Below are 19,866 nucleotides of genomic sequence, written 5' to 3' on the forward strand. Positions count from 1 at the left end.
AAAAGGGGCGATTAACGCCCCCTTTACCACAGGACGCGTCCGTTCTATTTCTCGTGCGCCGTACGCTCGCCGCGCAGCAGGCCGGTAGCGCTGTCAGGGTAATCACGCGGCATCTGCACCGGCACCTGATCGTTATCCGCTTCCGATTCGGTCAGCTGATAAGCAAACGGATTTTTTTCGCCCGGCAGGTTCGGCAGCAGGTCGTTGGAACCTTTCGCCATATGCTGATAAAGCTGGCGGTAGTCGCGCGCCATATTATCCAGCAGCTCGGCGCTCTGCGCGAAGTGGCTGGTCAGCTCTTCGCGATAATCAGCCAGTTCGGCTTTGGTTTTTTCCAGTTCGTACTGCTGGCTGCGCTGCTCGCGCAGTTTCTTGTTACCAAAACGCATCGCCAGCGCACCGATAATTACTCCCGCTACCAGGCCAATAAGCGCGTATTCCCAGGTCATAATAACTCCCGTGTTGTCTTCATCGTTCCGTAAAAACCTCTGGCCTTATGCCAGTCCGTTAACAGCCACTATAACCGCTAATCTCATGGAAGTGGAATCCTGCCGCTGCATCGCTTAGTGTAGAACGGCCTTTTTTTCGACAATCAATCACCTGACGCACCGAATAATTCAGGGAATGGGAATCTATGCAAACGAAGTCTCCTCTTGCGCTTTATCAACGGGCGCTGGAAAACGGCGAGTATCAACCTGATGATATTCAACGTGAAGCCGTTACCCGCCTGGATGGGATTTATCAGGCGCTGAGCCGGCGCGAACCTGCCGCCGCCGCCCCAACCAAAGGGCTGTTTGGCCGGCTGAATAAGCTAATGGGAAAAGGCAAAAACGAGCCGCAGACGCCTGTTCGCGGCCTCTATATGTGGGGCGGCGTCGGCCGGGGCAAAACCTGGCTGATGGACATGTTTTTTCAGGCAATTCTTGGCGAGCGCAAGCAGCGGCTGCACTTCCATCGTTTTATGTTGCGCGTGCATGAAGAGCTGACGGGCCTTCAGGGCCACAGCGATCCTTTACAGATCGTGGCTGATCGCTTTAAAAGCGAAACGGATCTGCTCTGTTTCGATGAGTTCTTCGTTTCCGATATCACTGATGCCATGCTGCTGGGCACGCTGATGGAGGCGCTGTTCGCCAGAGGGATCACGCTGGTCGCCACCTCTAACATTCCGCCGGACGATCTGTATCGCAACGGCCTGCAGCGGGCACGCTTTCTGCCAGCCATAGAGATGATAAAGCAACACTGTGACGTGATGAATGTGGATGCGGGCATCGACTATCGCCTGCGCACGCTGACGTCTGCCCATCTGTGGATGATGCCGCTGAATGAGGCGACCACGAAAGAGATGGACCGCATGTTTGTTGCGCTGGCCGGCAGCGATCGCAGCGATAAGCCCGTGCTGGAGATCAACCATCGTAAGATGCCGACGCTGGGCGTGGCAGAAGGCGTGGTGGCGATGGATTTCCTGACGCTGTGCGGCGAAGGGCGCAGCCAGCACGACTATATTGAGCTGTCGCGCCGTTTTCACAGCGTGCTGCTGTTTAACGTGCCGGTGATGATCTACAAAACCGAAGACCAGGCGCGACGTTTTTTAGCGTTGGTGGATGAGTTTTACGAACGGCATGTTAAGCTGGTCGTCTCGGCGGAGGCTACGCTGTACGAAATCTATCAGGGCGCGCGGCTGAAGTTTGAATATCAGCGCTGCGTTTCGCGGCTGCAGGAGATGCAAAGCGAAGAGTATCTCCGACTGCCGCACCTGCCATGAGTCGTTAAATTTCCCGGCGTCGGGACGCATTTAATTGTAAAAAGGGGTCGCGCTTTGCGGGCGACTTCTCTATAATCTTGCGACCCCACGTTACAGCAAAGGTTTTTTTCCCAAAACTCTTTGTGTTCCAGTAACTCTATCCGAAGGGGTGGGCTTGCTGGTCGAGATGGTCGTGTGAGCCTCAACCGTTTATTCAAGCGTTTGGGATTTCACCAACGTGTAACTTAATTTGGGTAAGCTTTTAGATGAAAACTTTTACAGCTAAACCAGAATCCGTCCAACGTGACTGGTATGTTGTTGACGCAACGGGCAAAACTTTAGGTCGTTTAGCGACTGAGCTGGCTCGTCGTCTGCGCGGTAAGCATAAAGCGGAATATACTCCGCACGTAGATACCGGTGATTACATTATCGTTCTGAACGCTGACAAAGTTGCTGTAACCGGCAACAAGCGTACCGATAAGATTTACTATCATCACACTGGCCACATCGGTGGTATCAAGCAAGCGACCTTCGAAGAGATGATTGCTCGCCGTCCTGAGCGTGTGATTGAAATCGCGGTTAAAGGCATGCTGCCAAAGGGCCCGCTGGGTCGTGCTATGTACCGTAAACTGAAAGTTTACGCGGGCAACGAGCACAACCATGCGGCACAGCAACCGCAAGTTCTTGACATTTAATCGGGATTACAGGCAATGGCTGAGAATCAAAACTACGGCACTGGTCGCCGCAAAAGCTCTACCGCTCGCGTATTTATCAAGCCGGGCAGTGGTAACATCGTTATCAACCAGCGTTCTCTGGAACAGTACTTCGGTCGCGAAACTGCCCGCATGGTAGTTCGCCAGCCGCTGGAACTGCTGGACCTGGTCGGTAAATTCGATCTGTACGTCACCGTTAAAGGTGGTGGTATTTCTGGTCAGGCTGGTGCGATCCGTCACGGTATCACCCGCGCGCTGATGGAATATGACGAGTCACTGCGTGGCGAACTGCGTAAAGCAGGCTTCGTTACCCGTGATGCCCGTCAGGTTGAACGTAAGAAAGTCGGTCTGCGTAAAGCACGTCGTCGTCCACAGTTCTCCAAGCGTTAATTTATTCTGCGCTTGCAGAATCGATTATCGAAAAACCCGGTGCCTGCACCGGGTTTTTTCTTGCCTGATTTTCGGCCTGGCTCGTAAAAACGCGACGGGCTCTGTCATTTTCCCGTCAAATCCGTATTCCTGCCCCACAAGCTGGCTAAAATCTGGTAAACTGAGTGACACTTTGTGCCTATTAGCCGGGCGGCTGCACAGACGAAGCGTCGTCCGGGTTAGCCGGGGCAATTTAGCCGTCTGGTCGCCGTGTGGCGGGCTTGCGCAGTAATTTTCTGGATAAACTTGGAGGTTTACATGGCTGTCGCTGCCAACAAACGTTCGGTAATGACGCTGTTTTCTGGTCCGACTGACATTTTTAGCCATCAGGTGCGTATTGTGCTGGCGGAGAAGGGTGTCAGCGTAGAGATCGAGCAGGTAGAAATGGATAGCCTGCCCCAGGATCTGATTGACCTCAATCCGTACCGTACCGTTCCTACGTTAGTCGATCGTGAACTGACGCTGTATGAATCCCGCATCATCATGGAATACCTTGATGAGCGTTTCCCGCATCCGCCGCTGATGCCTGTCTACCCGGTCGCACGTGGCGAAAGCCGCCTGATGATGCATCGCGTCGAGCAGGACTGGTACAGCCTGATGCGTAAAGTGGAAAACGGCACGGCGCAGGAAGCGGAAGCCGCGCGCAAACAGCTGCGCGAAGAGCTGCTGGCGATTGCGCCGCTGTTCTCTCGTACGCCTTTCTTTATGAGCGAAGAATTCAGCCTGGTAGACTGCTACCTGGCGCCGCTGCTGTGGCGTCTGCCGCAGATGGGCATCGAGCTGATCGGCGCCGGCTCGAAAGAGCTGAAAGGCTATATGACGCGCGTGTTCGAACGTGATTCCTTCCTGGCTTCTCTGACGGAAGCAGAACGGGAAATGCGCCTGCATACGCGGGGCTGATATGGAAATGTCGCAACTTACCGCACGTCGTCCCTATCTGCTGCGAGCCTTTTATGAGTGGCTGTTGGACAACCAGCTGACGCCTCATCTGGTGGTGGATATCAACCTCCCCGGCGTGCTGGTGCCGCTGGAGTATGCACGCGACGGTCAAATCGTGCTGAATATTGCGCCTCGTGCCGTAGGCAATCTGGAGCTGGGTAACGACGAGGTGACGTTTAACGCGCGCTTTGGCGGCGTCCCGCGTCAGGTTTCGGTGCCGCTGGCGGCCGTGATGGCTATCTACGCGCGTGAAAACGGCGCGGGCACGATGTTCGAGCCTGAACCGGCCTACGAAGAGGCGGGCGAATATAACCCGGCTACGGCGCAGGATGAGTCACCGGAAACGGTGATGTCGGTTATTGACGGCGATCGCCCTGACGACAGTGGTCAGGATGATGACGGCAATGACGAGCCGCCGCCGCGTGGCGGACGCCCGGCGCTGCGCGTGGTGAAGTAGACGTAACAGCGAAACCGGCCCCCGAACAGGGCCGGTTTTTTTATGTCTGGTAATCAACAATAAATTAAATTTCGCTCCAGCATTTTCTGAAAATATTCTCTTTTTTTATCTTGTTGAGAAACGATTATTCAGAAAATAAATTACAGTAGTTTCCTTAATTACTCTTTTTTGTGTTCCTTATGTGTTATCACTTTTATTATTCAATTGATCATTATCAAAAAACAGCAATAAATATTATTTCCTTTAATTAACATTATTGAAATAGACGGAAAGGTTAATTATTGTTTATGTTTTCTGACTGACTCACTGTCAGTTGATTTGTGGCGCGCTAAGGAATACAGCGAATGGAAATAGCCATAAGCGTAGTTATACCCACCTATAACCGAGAAGCATTGCTCAATAAAACGCTACAGGCGCTGACGCGGCAAACGCTGGATAAACGTTTTTTTGAAGTTATCGTCGTGGATGACGGCGGTAGCGATAATACCGGTCAGCTTTGTCAGGACTATCAGGACTGCCTGAATATTCGCTATTACTGGCAGTACGACAACGGTTTTCGCGCGGGAAAGGCGCGGAACATCGGTATTACGGCGGCGGAAGGCGACTATATCGTGCTGATTGATTCCGGCGTGCTGCTGCGGCAGGACGCGCTGGAAAAGCACCTCGGCATTCATCGGAAAAGCCGCACGCCGGGCGTCTGCATCGGCTACGTCTACGGTTTTGAAATGCCGGACGCCATGCTGGCCGATCTGGATGCTTTTATTCGTGCAGAGGATGTCGGCGCTTCCGTAAACTTTTTTAAAGAGATGAAGGCAGAAGATATTCGGCAACAGCAGTATAACGAGCTGGGCTATAATATTTCTTCATGGCCTGCACCCTTTGATATTTTCTGGACGTGCCACGTCTCGGCGGAGCGCCAGGCGCTGATAAAAGCCGGGCTGTTTGATGAGGATTTTAACGGTTGGGGCGGTGAAGATGTGGATTTAGGCGTACGGCTGTTTTTACAAAACAACCGATTTATCGTTGACCGGGAAATATGTTCGGTACACTGCCCGCATCAAAAACAGATTGCGGACCATAAAAACGAATCGGAAATTGCCGGCAAGAAAATTCATCAGAAATATCAGCTCTGGCAGACCGCTTTTTATGGCTGCGATCTGGGCGAAAGCAAGTTTTCGCTAAATAAAGTTATCCGCCACTATGCCGATCAAAACCGGGAAGAAAACGATGCCTTTATACGAAAATATCTCTATCACGCCTGAATCGACCGCTTTTAAACACTGTTCTTCGCTAGCTAAAGGGGTGAGTTTCTCTGGCGAGCCTGATATTACGCTCACCTGGGTAAAAGATAAAACGTACCACAAAGACTATATCGATCTGGCGGATTTTTCCCGCTGCATTTCGCTGGGCGAGGGCGCTTATCTGGAGTCGCTGGACCGGGTAGCCTTTCACTGCGGGCGGGTTAAGCTGACGCTGGTGAAGCGTAACGGCTTTGAGGCGGGGAAAATTATTATCGGTGCCGGCTGCGTGCTGCAGGGAACCGCCATTATCGCCTGGCAGAACGTGACGGTTGAGGATCATGTAACCTTTGGGCCAGGCGTCACGCTGATGGACAGCAGCGGTCATCCGCTGCTTGCTCGCGGGACGGACGACGAGGCGGCGAGAACGCCCGTCAGGCCGGTACTGATCAAGGAACACAGCTGGATCGGCATGAATGCCATTATTCTGCCTGGCGTCACGGTGGGGCGACATGCGGTGATTGGCGCGGGCAGCGTGGTAAGAACCAGCGTCCCGGACTACGCGGTTGCAGCAGGTAATCCCGCTGTCGTGGTGAGATATCTTACGGAAGAGCAGAAAGAAACGGCTGGCTGAGCGGCTGCCCAGCCAGCAGTGAAGATCAATAGACGTCGCGCAGGTAGCGTTTCTCTTTCTTCAGCTGATCGATATAGTCCGCCGCGCGCTCTGCCGACAGGCCGCCGAACTGGGCAATAACCTCGTACAGCGCTTTATCCACATCTTTGGCCATTCGTGACGCATCGCCGCAGACGTAAAAACAGGCGCCTTCCTGTAGCCACGCATACAGCTCCGCGCCCTGTTCCATCATACGGTTCTGCACGTAGATTTTTTTCGCCTGATCGCGCGAGAAGGCCAGATCCAGACGGTTCAACACGCCTTTTTCCTGCCAGTTCAGCAGCTCGTCGCGATAGATAAAGTCATGCTCAAGGCGCTGGTCGCCAAAGAACAGCCAGTTTTTACCTTTAGCGCCGGTTGCCTCACGCTCCTGCAAAAAGGCGCGGAAGGGCGCGATGCCGGTGCCGGGGCCAACCATAATCAGCGGCGTATTGCCGTCTGCGGGAACGCGAAAAGCTTTGTTAGGCGAAATAAAGATCGATGGTTTTTCGCCCCGACCCACGCGTTCCGCCAGATAGGTGGAACAGACGCCGCTGCGCGCGCGACCCGCGCTGTGATAGCGCACCGAAGCGATAGTGAGATGCACCTGGTTTGGATGCGCCTTCGAGCTGGACGAGATGGAATAGGCGCGATGCTGCAACGGACGCAGCAGCGCCACAAACTCAGGAATGCCGATGGAACGCGCCAGCTCCAGCTGCAGCAGATCCAGCGAATCTTTGCCCCACAGCCAGACGCCCATGGCATCTTTATCGTCATGCTGCAGCACGTGACGCAGCTCCTGGTTGGTGGTGTTCTGGCCTACCCACTCAATCAGCTTGCGTGAAGGTTCGGAAATTTCAAACTGATAGGTCAGCAGATCGCCCAGGCTGCGGTCATAGCCGGATACCGGCGTATCGTAGTCCGCCTTCAGCTGCGCCAGCAGCAGGCTAACCAGCGTCGGGTCGTTAACCGGGATAACGCCCAGCGCATCGCCCGCTTCATATTTCAGGCCGCTATCGGTGAGATCGAACTCATAGTGGCGGATATCTTTATCAGAATCCGGCCCCGACAGGCGTCGGTTGGTAACCAGCGCGGCCGCATAAGGATTCTGCTTGTTGCTGCCCGGAATAACCGGCGCTTCGGGACGGTTTTCCAGCGCTTTGCCGCTGCTGCCCGCGCTGGCGGCAAACTGCGGCATAGAGGCGGTCAGCCACTGGTGCGAAGGCTCTTCATAGTCAATATCGCAGTCAATGCGATCGTAAAGACGCTTCGCGCCCAGCTGCTCCAGACGCATATCGATAAATTTACCCGCCTGGCAGAAGCCGTCATAACCGGTATCGCCAATAGCCAGCACGGCGAAGTTCATCTGCTCAAGACGCGGCGCGGTGCTGGCGGAGATAGCCTGCCAGAACAGCTGGGCGTTATCCGGCATTTCGCCTTCGCCATAGGTTGAGGTGATCACCAGCACGTGCCGCATCGAGGCGAAAATCTCAATGTCCACTTCGCCCAGCGCCTGTACCACCGGCACCAGCCCGCTGTCGCGGGCGGCTTTCGCCGCGCTCTGCGCCAGCGCTTCCGCATTGCCGGTTTGCGAGCCGAACAGAATATGCAGCTGCGTGGTGGCCGCCGCGCCGGTGCCGCTGTCGGCCTGCGGGCGCTCTTCCAGCACCAGCAGACGTGAATGTAATCCGGCAAGGAAACCCGCCAGCCAGTATTTCTGCTCGCCGTTAAACGGCGCGTCTTCAGGAATGTAAGGAATTTTCATCTGTTTTCTTTACTCGATCCGTCATATAAACAGGAGCCGATCGTCAGGAGAGTTTCCCGACGGCAGCAGCAATCTCCGGCAGCGCGGCGCGGGCGAACAGCTCCTCAAAGTCCGGCAGTCCTCCCAACACTTCGCGGTTGCGCGCATCCTGATAGATAATCCAGCCATAGGTCGCCAGGCTATCCATCGAGCGGATATTGCGCTGCGTCAGCGCCGCTTTGTAATCCGCCATGCGTTTGGCGGCAATCAGACAGGCCAGCTCGTCATCGCTGTAGTTTTCAATTGCCGAGCGCGCATGACGCTGTAGCTTGCTGACCAGTGCGAAATCTTCCGTCATCAGCAGGTTGCGTACCGCTTTTTCCACGGCGACGTTATTCACCGAGGTGCCTTTCGGCAGGCGAGAGAGCGCGAGCTGTTGCGCAAAGCTGAGCACGGTGTAGTTGTTCAGCAGGACAAACATCTCCGGCGTATCGGTCGCGCCGTAAGCGGGTACCGCGCCGTTGGCGATAGCGGATTTGTTCCGCCAGGCGGCTTTAAACTTCGCCACCTGGTGGGCGGCCATCGCGGTAGACAGCTCTTCCAGCAGATCCTTACGCGCTTTCGCCTTGAGGATTTCCTTGCTGTCCTGATAAAGCAGCAGCGAACGCGGCATCACGTAGACAAAGTGCTGGCACTCGGTTTCCCAGTGCGTCAGCAGCCAGGCCGCACGCGGCGAACCGGTCGCCGCAAGATGCCAGCGCAGCATGGTCAGCACCGCATCTTTGTGGGTTCTGGCCATCTCGTCGTTATCCGTGATGGAGCCGAACAGCACGGAGTCGCCTGCCGCATGGCTCGCCAGCTTGCGGTACGGGTCGTACTGATAAGCGAAGCCGCCGCTCATGCCGTTGCCGAAGCCGGTGCCGAAGGTGCCCAGGTTCAGCACCGCGCCGTTGGTCATATATTCGCAGCAGAAATCGCCCACGCCTTCGACTACCGCCGTGGCGCCGGAGTTACGCACGGCGAAGCGGTCGCCCGCCTGTCCCTGAACGAACAGTCGGCCGCCGGTGGCGCCGAACAGCGCGAAGTTACCGATTAATACGTTGCCTTCCGCATCCTGCGAGCCGCCGCCTGGCGACATCACCACGATTTCGCCGCCGCACTGGCCTTTGCCCACGCCGTCGTTACAGGTGCCGCGATGGCGCAGCTGCATGCCGTCGTTGCAGAAGACGCCGTAGGACTGCCCGGCCGAGCCGGACGTGGCGATCTTCACCGTTTCCGGCGCCAGATAGTGGCGGCCCCGATCGTCGGCCAGCGCGGCAGGCATCGCCGCCAGTTCCGCTTTGCTCAGCTTATGGTTCAGCAGGCGTTCAATATCGATAGCCAGCTGGCCGCCGACGCTCTTGTTACGGTTGTTCAGCGTGATGCCGTTGCCCAGTTCGATAACGCTTGCCGTTGCCAGCGCGCGCTCTACCTGTGCGATCCAGCCATCGTCCAGCTCGTAATCTTTTTCCAGATAGACCGGCTGCATGATTTTGATTTCCGGCACCACGGTAAGCATGGCGCGCAGATCCAGCTTGCCGACTTCAAGCGGGTGATCCATCAGGTGTAGCAAATCGGAACGGCCGCGCGCTTCGCGCAGCGAACGCAGGCCAAGACGCGCCAGGATCTCACGCACTTCATGCGCCACGTTCATAAAATACTGCGCCAGCTGGCGAGGATCGCCGTCAAAGGCTTCGGCGTTGGTGGTCAGACCGGCCGGGCATTTCACGTTGCAGTTTTTCGCCATTACGCACTTCAGCATCATCAGCGCCGTGGTGCCGAATTCGAAGCTGTCGCTGCCCAACAGCGCGGATTTCACCACGTCGCTGCCGGTTTGCTGCGCGCCGGAGCTGCGGAGCAGCACTTTGTCACGCAGGCCGTTGGCGCACAGCGCCTGATGCACTTCCGCGATGCCGATTTCCGCCACGCGGCCGGTATATTTCAGGCTGGTGACCGAAGCCGCGCCGGTGCCGCCGGTGTTGCCCGCCACGTTAATCACGTCCGCGCCCGCTTTCGCCACGCCGACGGCGATGGTGCCGATGCCTTCAGACGACACCAGCTTGACGATAACGCGCACGCGCGCCGCTTTACAGTCGTGGATCAGCTGCGCCAAATCCTCGATGGAATAGGTGTCATGGTGTGGCGGCGGCGAAACCAGCTCCACGCCAGGCGTGCCGCCGCGCGCTGCCGCGATCTCCACGGTGACTTTGGCCGCAGGCAGCTGACCGCCTTCGCCGGGCTTGGCGCCCTGGCCGATTTTGATTTCCAGCTCTTCCAGCATCGGATCCGCCAGATAGGCTGCCCAAACGCCGAAACGACCGGAGGCCAGCTGCTTGATGCGCGAAGCGCGGATAGTGCCGTGACGCGAATAGTGCTCGCCGCCTTCGCCGCAGTTGCTCATGCCGCCGACCATATTGGTGCCGTGCGCCACCGCCTCATGGGCCGGGGCCACCAGCGCGCCGTGGCTCATTGCGCCGGAAGCAAAGGTGCGGGTGATTTCGCTGGCCGGCTGCACTTCGCTTAACGGCAGCGAAGGCGACGTGGTAAACATACGCGACAGATAGTCCGCCGCTTTGCCGCTGGCAATAATATGCAGACCGTTCGCCGTGACTTCACCGCTGGCGATCTCGTCGGCGAAACGGCCTTTCAGCGCGCCCAGCAGGGCGGAAAGACGTTCCACCTCGGTTTTCAGCCCCTTGATGGTGTCGGAAAGCCGCAGCGTAAAGCGGCCTTCGCTGCCGTCAGTGGCTTCGCACAGCAGGCCGCGCACGGCAAACCCGTTGTTGATCAGCGAGTAACGGCCCAGCTTGCGCGAAAACTCCGCTTCGCTGTCCACGTGGGTCAGATCCGCCGGGAAGGTCAGGATATCGCGCAGCGCCGCCGGACGACGTTTACGCTCTTCCTGCATCTGGCTGGAGAACTCACGGTAGTCCTGCGTGATGGTAAAGCTGTCGATGGTCGCATTCGGGATACGCTTAAAGCTGCTGTCGGCGAAGGAGTCCGGCTTGATATTAAAAGCGTTATCCAGACGGGCCAGCGTCAGCAGACGAATAAACTCATCTTCTTCACGCGGTTTGTCGACAAAGCGCAGCGGCTGCTCCGTCATATCGATAAACGTCCGCACCGCGATAGTGCCGTAAGAGTGACCCGCGCCTTCGGCACGCTCTTTAAACAGGCCCAGCAGTGGCACTTCTGATTCGCCCTGAATTCTTAGCGCGCTCTGGTGCCAGTCCACGGCCATTTGCGCGATAGTGGCGAAGCCCGCGCCGCCGACCGGCGTTTTGATATTCGGGAAATATTTCTTCAGCACCCGATCTTCCGTATCCAGGAAGTTAGGCTCGAAGAATTCGCCGCAGCTGTAGCTTTCAACCGTACAGAGGCCAACCTTGCCCATGGTTTTCATCAGCGCTTTTTCAGCCGCTTTGGCATAGCGCTTAAAGGCTTTGTTGCCTTCTTCGCCTTCGCCATATTTCTCCTCGGCGCGCATTTGCACGCCAAGTGGATAGATAGCGGACGCGCCAAAGCCCAGCGCGGCGGCGATATGGTGCGAAGAGATGCTCTGTCCGCTCTCGACCACCAGCGACACGTCCAGACGCAGGCCTTCCTGCACCAGACGCTGGTTAATGGCGGAAACCACCAGCAGCATCGGTATGGCGGCGCGCTCGCTCGAGATATGACGGTCGGTCAGCACCGCGATCCCGCCCTGTTCACGGGCAAAATCCACCACCTGCTGCGCCAGATCGTCAATGGCCTGCTCCAGCGCGGCGGCGTTATCGGCACGGCTTTGCGCATCGCTGCCCACGACCGGACGATAAAGCATATCGAAACGGGCGTATGGCGCCACGTCCTGCTCACGCAGCTGCAACATATCCAGATGCGTCAGGATCGGCGTCGGCACGATAATCTGCCGGCCTTTGCTGCGGCCCAGATGCGGCTTGGCGCCCAGCGCGACGCGCAGCGTCATGCCGTCCACTTCGCGGATGGAGTCCAGCGGCGGGTTGGTTACCTGCGCAAAACGCTGCGAGAAGTAGTGCGCCATGCCGCCTTCATGATCGGAAAGCCCGTTGATGGCGTTGCCGTAGCCCATGGCGGAAATTTTCTCCGCGCCGGTCGCCAGCATCGGATCCATCATGAACTTGAAGCTTTCCTGGTTGTAGTAGTAGGCCACAAAGCGCTGATAGGTTTTCAGGTCGCCGCTGTAGCGCAAAGGCGAACCCTGAATTTCCGCCGGCACCACAGGCAGATCGCTCAGCGTTACGCGCGCCTGCGCCAGCAGCGTCGGATAATCTTTTTCCGCCGCCAGTTTTTCCAGCGCCTCCAGGGTGGTGTAGCTGCGCTTTTCGCTGTGATCGTAATAGAGCATCCCGCCCGCTTCGATACGGCCGCGACGCAGCACGCTCTCCGGCGGGAAGGCGATCTGGCCGGCTTCGGACATCGCGCCGATATACTCGGCGGTTTCCACCGAGCGCAGCGGTCGCAGGCCAAGACGATCCAGACGCGCGCCGATGACGTCGCCGTTGCCGAAAATCAGCGCGGCCGGGCCATCGTTTTTCTCTTCGTACAGCGAGAAATACTCCAGCATAGCGCGCACTTCCGGCGACAGCGTATCGTCGTTTTCCCACGCGGGCGGCATCATTGAAACCACGGCGTTGATTAAATCGAGGTTATCTTCCATCAGACGGCTGTGGATGCTTTGATCCAGACGCGAGCTGTCGGACTGCCCCTTCGGCCGGACGATCTTCTTGCCGCGAGCCAGCGCCAGCGCGGCTTCGGCGATGCGGTTTTTACGATCTGTGTTCAGCTCGCCGTTGTGCGCCATCAGGCGGAACGGCTGAGCCATTGTGGTATGCGGATCGGTATTGGTCGAGAAACGGGTATGGAAAAACAGGCCGCGCACCTGGTGATCCGGATCGGTCAGATCTTTGAAATAGGGGATCACTTCATTGGAGTTCAGGCGCGCTTTGAACACCTGGGTACGTGACGAAAGAGAAAGCGGGTAAAGCCCGCCGAATTCGCTTTCGGTAAAGGCGCGCGCTTCGATAGCCAGCAGGGCGCGATAAATACGTTTTTCAAAGGCGGTCTGGTCTGCCACATCGGCAGGCGCGTTAAAAATCCATTGAACGATAGGCAGCTGGAACTGAAGGGCGGCCGGACGCAATACGCTGGTATCCAGCGGCAGCTCGCGCTTAAGGATCACCTCCAGCCCGTGTGCGGCCAGCGTCTCTTCTACCAGCCCTTCGGCGTTGGCGCGCAGCGCATCGTCTTTCGGCACGAAAAAGTTACCGACGCCAAAGCGACCGGAATTGAGCGGCATGCCGGTAATTTTGCGGAAAAAGTGCAGTGAAATATCAACGTTAACACCTGCGCCGTCGCCTACGCCCTCGGCAGACATGCCGCCGCGATGCGGCACGGTGCAGAGCGCGCTGTGCGCCATCTGAAGAATTTCATGGGTCTGCTCGCCGTCCTTACGGGTAATGAAACCGACGCCGCAGCTGTCGTTTTCTTTCGATGGGTCATACAGACCATAGGGAAACGCTTTTGGATTGGACATGGCAGACCTCCTGACTTCTTTGACATTACCTACGTTATTTCAGGCACAGAATGCAATGGAGAAGACTCCCCTGGCTCTGTATCGTTTTTTTCCTGACTGCTTTTAAGTGGGCGACTGTGCGCCGGGCATGTTCTCTTCAGGCCATGCTGAAGGGAGCTGCTCGTTATTTTCCGGGTCTCTGAGAGGAGAAAGCCTGGGGAGTCTTCTTGCTGCATAGATATGCCGAGACACTGGCCCGTCAGGAACGCTTCCAGCGAAATTCCAACTTATCGGGAAAGCGTACTCAGGTCAAATAGCGTGCTTAGGGGGGCTTTGTAGAGGTGTCTTTTAAGTAAGTTATTGTTTTTAAATATTTTATAACGATTTTTTCTGTGTATAGTTTCGTCATTTATCCCCCGGGAAGTGTGAACTGTCTCACTGTAGTGCAGGGCGCAAATCTCTGCACCATGCTGGTGCTGGGGGTATTGCCAGCAGAAAATGCTAATAAAGTAGCCTTAATCATTGAAAGCGGCTGTTTTTAACGGGGAGGCTTATTTGAATTAAACTCCCGTGCATCATTAGTAAAATTAATCAGGCTGGTTTTGATTGCATCCACGTTTAATGTGAATTTTTATTCATTGCGATTCAGGCGAAAGCGCGGCGGCAGGCGCTTATCGCTATGAATTGCAAAAACGGATAATGCACTTAAGGCAAAACGGGCTATGCACAGGTTAAACATCACTTTTCGCGTACCGATGGTGCTCAACCGCGTATACCCTGTACCGCTGTTACAAAGTCTGTTGGTAACCAAAGTCAACGGCCGCGCGGGTCGCGGTCACGCTTAATAGCGCAAAACAGCGGCGGTGTTCGCCAGACGGTCATGCTTCTCCAGCGCTAAATGGCGGCAGGCTTAGCGGATGGCCGGAGACGATACTGACCTGTCTTTTGACAGGCGCGCGGAACGTCAATTGTGGCATTGCTTTCAGGCTGCACCGCAGTGGTGCAGCCTGCGCAGGGGGCCGTGACCTTTGTCTTTTAAGCTTTTGCGGTATGATTGACGGTATTGCTCTCGAAGGGACCTTTTATGAAACAAATTCGTCTGTTAGCCCAGTACTACGTCGATTTAATGGTGAAGCTGGGGCTGGTGCGCTTTTCTTTGCTGCTGGCTTCTGCGCTGGTGGTGCTGGCAATGATCGTGCAGATGGCGGTCACGATGGTGCTGCGCGGACATGTAGAAAGCATCGATATGGTTCGCTCGGTCTTTTTCGGGTTGTTGATAACGCCATGGGCCGTCTATTTCCTGTCGGTGGTGGTTGAGCAGCTGGAGGAGTCGCGGCAGCGCCTGGCGCGCCTGGTGGATAAGCTTGAAGAGATGCGCCATCGCGATCTGGAGCTAAACCAGCAGATGAAGGAAAACATTACCCAGCTCAATCAGGAGATCGCCGATCGTATCAAGGCGGAAAAAGCGCGCCTGCAGGTGATGGACAAACTGACGGAAGAGATGACCAGGCGCGAGCAGGCGCAGATTGAGCTGGAGCAGCAGTCTTCTTTCCTGCGTTCGTTTCTGGACGCCTCGCCCGATCTGGTGTTCTACCGCAATATCGATCAGCAGTTTTCCGGCTGCAACCGGGCCATGGAGCTGCTGACGGGCAAAAGCGAGAAGCAGCTTATTGGCCTGACGCCGCACGATGTCTACGATCGTGATGCCGCCACCAAAGTGCTGGAAACGGACGAGAAGGTCTTTCGCCACAATGTTTCGCTGACCTACGAGCAGTGGCTGCAGTATCCCGATGGCCGCAAGGCCTGCTTTGAGATCCGTAAAGTGCCTTATTACGACCGCGTAGGTAAACGCAGCGGGCTGATGGGCTTTGGACGCGATATAACCGAGCGTAAACGCTATCAGGACGCTTTAGAGAACGCGAGCAGGGAAAAGACCACCTTTATCTCTACGATCAGCCACGAGCTTCGTACGCCGCTTAACGGCATCGTCGGTCTGAGCCGTATCCTGCTGGATACCGAGCTGAATCCGGAGCAGTTGAAATACCTGAAAACCATCCACGTCTCGGCCATCACGCTGGGCAATATTTTCAATGACGTTATCGAAATGGATAAGATCGAGCGCCGCAAGGTGCAGCTGGATAACCAGCCGGTTGATTTTACCGGCTTCCTGGCGGATCTGGAGAATCTCTCCGGCCTGCTGGCCCAGCCGAAAGGACTGAAGTTCGTGCTCGACGCCCATCCGCCGCTGCCGCATAAAATTATCACCGACGGCACGCGGCTGCGTCAGATCCTGTGGAACCTGATCGGTAACGCAGTGAAATTTACCCAGCAGGGCAGCATTATCGTGCGGGTGGCCTATCAGGGCGAGGATTGTCTGCGCTTTGAGGTGGAAGATTCCGGCATGGGGATCCCGCAGGATGAGCAGGACAAAATCTTCGCCATGTATTATCAGGTGAAAGATCAGCATGGCGGCAAACCGGCGACCGGCACCGGCATTGGGCTGGCGGTTTCGCGTCGTCTGGCGCAGAGCATGGGCGGAGATATCAGCGTGCGCAGCGCGCCCGGTAAGGGCTCCTGCTTTACGCTGACGGTTAATGCGCCGCGCGTCGTGACGCAGCATGAGGCCGAGCAGCCTGCGGACGATATGCCGCTACCGGCGCTGCACGTCCTGCTGGTTGAGGATATCGAGCTGAACGTGGTCGTAGCGCGTTCGGTACTGGAGAAGCTGGGCAACAGCGTTGAAGTGGCCATGACGGGCGCAGAAGCGCTGACGATGTTCGATCCCGAAGAGTTTGACCTGGTGCTGCTGGATATTCAGCTGCCGGATATGACCGGCCTTGACGTGGCGAGGGAAATCCATCGGCGCTACGGCCATCAACAGCTGCCGCCGCTGGTGGCGCTCACCGCTAACGTGCTTAAAGATAAAAAAGAGTATCTGGACGCGGGCATGGACGACGTGCTGAGTAAACCGCTGGCGGTACCGGCGCTGACCGCCATTATCCAGAAGTACTGGGACTACCAGGAGCAGGAGGACGAGCCGGCGGAAGCTTCTCACTCTGACGCGCCCGTGCTGCTGGATATCACCATGCTGGAGCAGTATATCGAGCTGGTTGGGCCGCAGCTGATTGTGCAGAGTCTGGAAATGTTTGAAAAGATGATGCCAGGTTATCTGGAAGTATTGGATTTGAACATGACCGCGCGCGATCAAAAAGGCATTGCGGAAGAAGGGCACAAGATCAAGGGCGCGGCGGGATCGGTTGGTCTGGTCCATTTACAGCAGCTGGCGAAACAGATCCAAAGCCCTGAGCTACCGGCGTGGTGGGACAATGTGCAGGAGTGGATTGACGAGCTGAAACACGAGTGGCGTAACGACGTTGCGGTACTGCGGGAATGGGTATCAAAGGCCCAAAAAAAATGACCCCGACCGAGGCCGGGGTGCGCGAATACTGCACCAACACCAGGGAAACTTGAGGCCTACGCTGTTCTTAAAGTAAGAGTATCGAAGCGCAGGCGCGGTATTGGGTAAAACGCTCAGGAACTACCTTAGCAAAACTCCCATCACATGTTACAAGATTCATTAAAATGTGTGATGTGGAGCAGCGTTTCCAGACAGAAAACATTAATTTGATGATACAGTCAAGCACGGAATGAATTTATTCGCGATCTTGCGCAAAAATTGTACAATTGTGCCAGTTTTTGTCCGGTTTTGATTGACGTATTCAGGTAACCGGTTCCATTGATCGCTAGCAGTGATGCTAAAAGAATTTCACCTCGCCTGGCAAATATTTAACTCCATGTAAAACATGTTCTTTTTGTGAGATTGGTGTCTCTCTTGTGAAACCGCACGGTACAACAAAATGGAAAGTGATATTGGAAGGAATTAACGATTAATAAACATGTTTTTATCGTAATCCTTTTAACTTAAGGCGCAATTTTCGCTCACCAACCGAAAAGCATAACCTGGGCCCACAGCCATTCTGAGGGGCCTTTAAGATAAAATTAGCAAAAGCTAACTCACGCAATTTATAAGGTTCATGAATGAATTGGTTGGCATTGTGCGGACGGACCGCGTTGATTGTTTCTTCATCGCTACAGGTTCGTTTACGGCATGGAACCGATTCCGAATGCGCGGAAGTGATTGAAGCACTTAATACATTTACAAAGTGCTTCAAGTTGTAAGCGCATGCAAACGTTTACATTAAGTCAAATGCGTTGCGCCCCGCATCGCTTTTTTACATTGTACGAACGGGTTCCTGTTACAGGAATTCATAAGATCATTATGGATAAATGTTAATGAAGCAGCGCAAAAAAACCAGCGGACAGCGGCTAAAAACCTGGGCGTTACGAGTGACGATCGGCCTGGCCGGGATCGCGATCGCCGGGATCCTGCTTTTTTCTTTTTTGCCCGTACCTTTCTCTGCCGTGATGGCAGAAAGGCAGATTGGCGCCTGGCTGAGCGGCGATTTCCGTTATGTCGCGCATTCAGACTGGGTAGAGATGAAAAATATCTCTCCCTGGATGCCGCTGGCGGTTATCGCCTCAGAGGATCAAAAATTTCCCGACCACTGGGGATTTGACGTACAGGCGATCCAGTCGGTGCTGGATGGTGAAGAGACCCGCATGCGCGGCGCTTCTACGCTATCGCAGCAGACCGCAAAGAACGTTTTTTTATGGGACGGGCGCAGCTGGATACGTAAGGGACTGGAAGCGGGCCTGACGGTTGCGATCGAAACCGTGTGGACAAAACGGCGCATTTTGACGGTCTATCTGAACGTAGCGGAGTTCGGCGAGGGCGTATTTGGCGTGGAAGCGGCATCGCAACGCTATTTTCATAAGCCCGCCAGTCGCCTGACAATGGCGGAAGCGGCATTGCTGGCGGCCGTGTTGCCGAACCCGATCCGTTTTCGCGCCGACGCGCCGTCGGCCTATGTGCGCCAGCGGCAGCAGTGGATCTTACGCCAGATGCGCCAGCTGGGCGGAGAAGGTTTTCTGAACGCGCATAAGCTACGCTGACAGAAAGGTAGCCTGAAAGAAATAACCATGCTCAGGGGCGCATAAGTGTGTGCAGAGCATCACGAGCAAGGACAGCGCTCAGGGGAGTAATAAGCCATGCCAAGAGGAAAAGGTACGCTGTGGAGAAAGCACCGTGCTTAGAGGCGTAATAAGCCACGTCGAGAGGAAAAGGTACGCTTGAGGGTCAAGAACCGCGCTCAGGGGCGCTGAGCGCGTCTGAGCGGCTGATTAATCCTCGTCGAAGCCAGCGTTAAAGAGTTCGATCACCGCCGCCAGCGCTTTTTCTTCTTCCGGCCCGCTGGCTTCAATCTCAATCTGTCCGCCTTTCGCCGAATCCAGCATCAGCAGTGCAATAACGCTGCTGGCTTCCGCTTCCGTGCCGCTCTCGTTGCGCAGCAGCACCTCGGCATCAAAGCTTTGCACCAGTTCAAACAGCTTCATCGCCGGTCTGGCGTGCATACCCAGCTTGTTTTTGATCTCAACCACTTGTTTGACGGTCATGATTTGCGCTTTTCCAGAGTACGATGACGGGACTGCACGTTCTTGCCGCGCGAGCGGAAATAGTCAGCAAGCTGTTCGGCAATATAAACCGAGCGATGCTTGCCGCCGGTACAGCCAATCGCCACGGTAAGATAGCTGCGGTTGTTGGTTTCCAGCATCGGTAGCCAGAGTTCAAGATAGCTGCGCGTCTGATAGATAAAATTGTGCACTTCGGTATGACGATCCAGGAAAGCGGCCACCGGACGATCCAGCCCCGTCATCGGCCGCAGTTTCGGATCCCAGTGCGGGTTCGGCAGAAAGCGGACGTCGAACACGTAATCGGCATCGATCGGAATACCGTGCTTGAAGCCGAAGGATTCAAACACCATCGTCAGTTCACGTTCCCGCTTGCCTAACAGGCGCGTGCGCAGCATTTCGGCCAGCTCGTGCACCGACATCTCCGAGGTATCGACGATCAGATCCGCACGCGAGCGCAGCGGCTCCAGCAGATCGCTCTCTTCATCGATGGCGCTTTCCAGCGAAAGATTTTTACTGGAAAGCGGATGCAGGCGTCGGGTATCGCTGTAGCGCCGGATCAGCGTATTGCGATCGGCATCCAGGAACAGCAGCTGCGGCGAAAAGCTGTCGGGCAGGCCGGTCAGCGCTTTCTCAAAGATTTCCGGCGACTCTGGCATATTGCGCACGTCAATACTGACGGCCGCCGAGATGTTACGATCCGCCAGTGACCTGGCCAGCTCCGGCAGCAGCACCACGGGCAGATTATCCACGCAGTAGAAGCCCATATCCTCCAGCGCCCTCAACGCGACGGACTTACCGGAACCAGAACGCCCGCTGACGATCATCAGCACCATGACTTATTCTCCTGATTTG

The 19,866-nt window shown here is 55.9% G+C and carries 14 protein-coding genes; 9 read left to right on the forward strand and 5 right to left on the reverse strand.

The genetic code is table 11. From position 1 onward, the window contains the following. Positions 1 to 44: 44 nt before the first annotated feature. Positions 45 to 449: a Z-ring associated protein ZapG gene (zapG, locus tag AB3U87_RS14570; protein ID WP_125287071.1), complete on the reverse strand. Its 405-nt coding sequence runs from the start codon at positions 447 to 449 to the stop codon at positions 45 to 47. Positions 450 to 634: 185 nt separating this feature from the next. Between zapG and zapE the strand changes: the two genes are divergently transcribed. From zapE to AB3U87_RS14605, 7 genes are all read left to right on the forward strand, one after another. Continuing rightward, positions 635 to 1,762, forward strand: coding sequence for a cell division protein ZapE (gene zapE, locus AB3U87_RS14575; RefSeq protein ID WP_394149508.1), 1,128 nt, complete (start codon positions 635 to 637; stop codon positions 1,760 to 1,762). A 245-nt stretch (positions 1,763 to 2,007) separates the two neighbouring features. Then, positions 2,008 to 2,436 carry a 50S ribosomal protein L13 gene (gene rplM / locus AB3U87_RS14580; RefSeq protein ID WP_125287073.1) on the forward strand — a complete coding sequence of 143 codons (429 nt, stop codon included), beginning with the start codon at positions 2,008 to 2,010 and terminating at the stop codon, positions 2,434 to 2,436. Positions 2,437 to 2,451: 15 nt separating this feature from the next. Further along, a complete protein-coding gene (gene rpsI / locus AB3U87_RS14585; protein ID WP_125287074.1) occupies positions 2,452 to 2,844 on the forward strand; it encodes a 30S ribosomal protein S9 in 393 nt (130 codons plus the stop codon). Positions 2,845 to 3,141: 297 nt separating this feature from the next. Further along, complete coding sequence (gene sspA / locus AB3U87_RS14590) at positions 3,142 to 3,783, forward strand: stringent starvation protein SspA (protein ID WP_125287075.1); 642 nt, start codon at positions 3,142 to 3,144, stop codon at positions 3,781 to 3,783. A 1-nt stretch (position 3,784) separates the two neighbouring features. Next, complete coding sequence (gene sspB / locus AB3U87_RS14595) at positions 3,785 to 4,279, forward strand: ClpXP protease specificity-enhancing factor (RefSeq protein WP_253457846.1); 495 nt, start codon at positions 3,785 to 3,787, stop codon at positions 4,277 to 4,279. 344 nt (positions 4,280 to 4,623) lie between these two features. Beyond that, positions 4,624 to 5,541: a glycosyltransferase gene (locus AB3U87_RS14600; protein ID WP_394149512.1), complete on the forward strand. Its 918-nt coding sequence runs from the start codon at positions 4,624 to 4,626 to the stop codon at positions 5,539 to 5,541. Then, positions 5,507 to 6,151 carry an acyltransferase gene (locus tag AB3U87_RS14605; RefSeq protein ID WP_394149514.1) on the forward strand — a complete coding sequence of 215 codons (645 nt, stop codon included), beginning with the start codon at positions 5,507 to 5,509 and terminating at the stop codon, positions 6,149 to 6,151. The genes AB3U87_RS14600 and AB3U87_RS14605 overlap by 35 nt, the downstream gene beginning before the upstream one ends. A gap of 25 nt (positions 6,152 to 6,176) precedes the next feature. Here the strand turns inward: AB3U87_RS14605 and AB3U87_RS14610 are convergent, their stop codons facing one another. Together AB3U87_RS14610 and AB3U87_RS14615 are read right to left on the reverse strand one after the other, a co-directional pair. Further along, the gene (locus tag AB3U87_RS14610; protein ID WP_253457853.1) at positions 6,177 to 7,934 is read right to left on the reverse strand and encodes a sulfite reductase subunit alpha; all 1,758 of its coding nucleotides are present in this window, start codon (positions 7,932 to 7,934) and stop codon (positions 6,177 to 6,179) included. Positions 7,935 to 7,977: 43 nt separating this feature from the next. After that, positions 7,978 to 13,503 (reverse strand): glutamate synthase-related protein, encoded by a 5,526-nt coding sequence (locus tag AB3U87_RS14615; protein WP_394149516.1) that lies wholly within the window; start codon positions 13,501 to 13,503, stop codon positions 7,978 to 7,980. Positions 13,504 to 14,566: 1,063 nt separating this feature from the next. Here AB3U87_RS14615 and arcB point away from each other — a divergent pair. Together arcB and mtgA are read left to right on the forward strand one after the other, a co-directional pair. Beyond that, complete coding sequence (arcB, locus tag AB3U87_RS14620; RefSeq protein WP_253457859.1) at positions 14,567 to 16,900, forward strand: aerobic respiration two-component sensor histidine kinase ArcB; 2,334 nt, start codon at positions 14,567 to 14,569, stop codon at positions 16,898 to 16,900. Positions 16,901 to 17,775: 875 nt separating this feature from the next. Continuing rightward, positions 17,776 to 18,495 (forward strand): monofunctional biosynthetic peptidoglycan transglycosylase, encoded by a 720-nt coding sequence (gene mtgA / locus AB3U87_RS14625; RefSeq protein ID WP_301729949.1) that lies wholly within the window; start codon positions 17,776 to 17,778, stop codon positions 18,493 to 18,495. 228 nt (positions 18,496 to 18,723) lie between these two features. Here mtgA and npr read toward each other — a convergent pair whose 3' ends face one another. Further along, positions 18,724 to 18,996 carry a PTS phosphocarrier protein NPr gene (gene npr / locus AB3U87_RS14630; protein ID WP_125287082.1) on the reverse strand — a complete coding sequence of 91 codons (273 nt, stop codon included), beginning with the start codon at positions 18,994 to 18,996 and terminating at the stop codon, positions 18,724 to 18,726. Further along, entirely contained in the window at positions 18,993 to 19,847 is an 855-nt protein-coding gene (gene rapZ / locus AB3U87_RS14635; RefSeq protein WP_125287083.1) for an RNase adapter RapZ, read from the reverse strand. The genes npr and rapZ overlap by 4 nt, the downstream gene beginning before the upstream one ends. Positions 19,848 to 19,866: the final 19 nt, after the last annotated feature.

Source organism: Erwinia plantamica, assembly GCF_043420595.1.
In the GTDB taxonomy this organism is placed as follows: Bacteria; Pseudomonadota; Gammaproteobacteria; order Enterobacterales; family Enterobacteriaceae; genus Erwinia; species Erwinia aeris.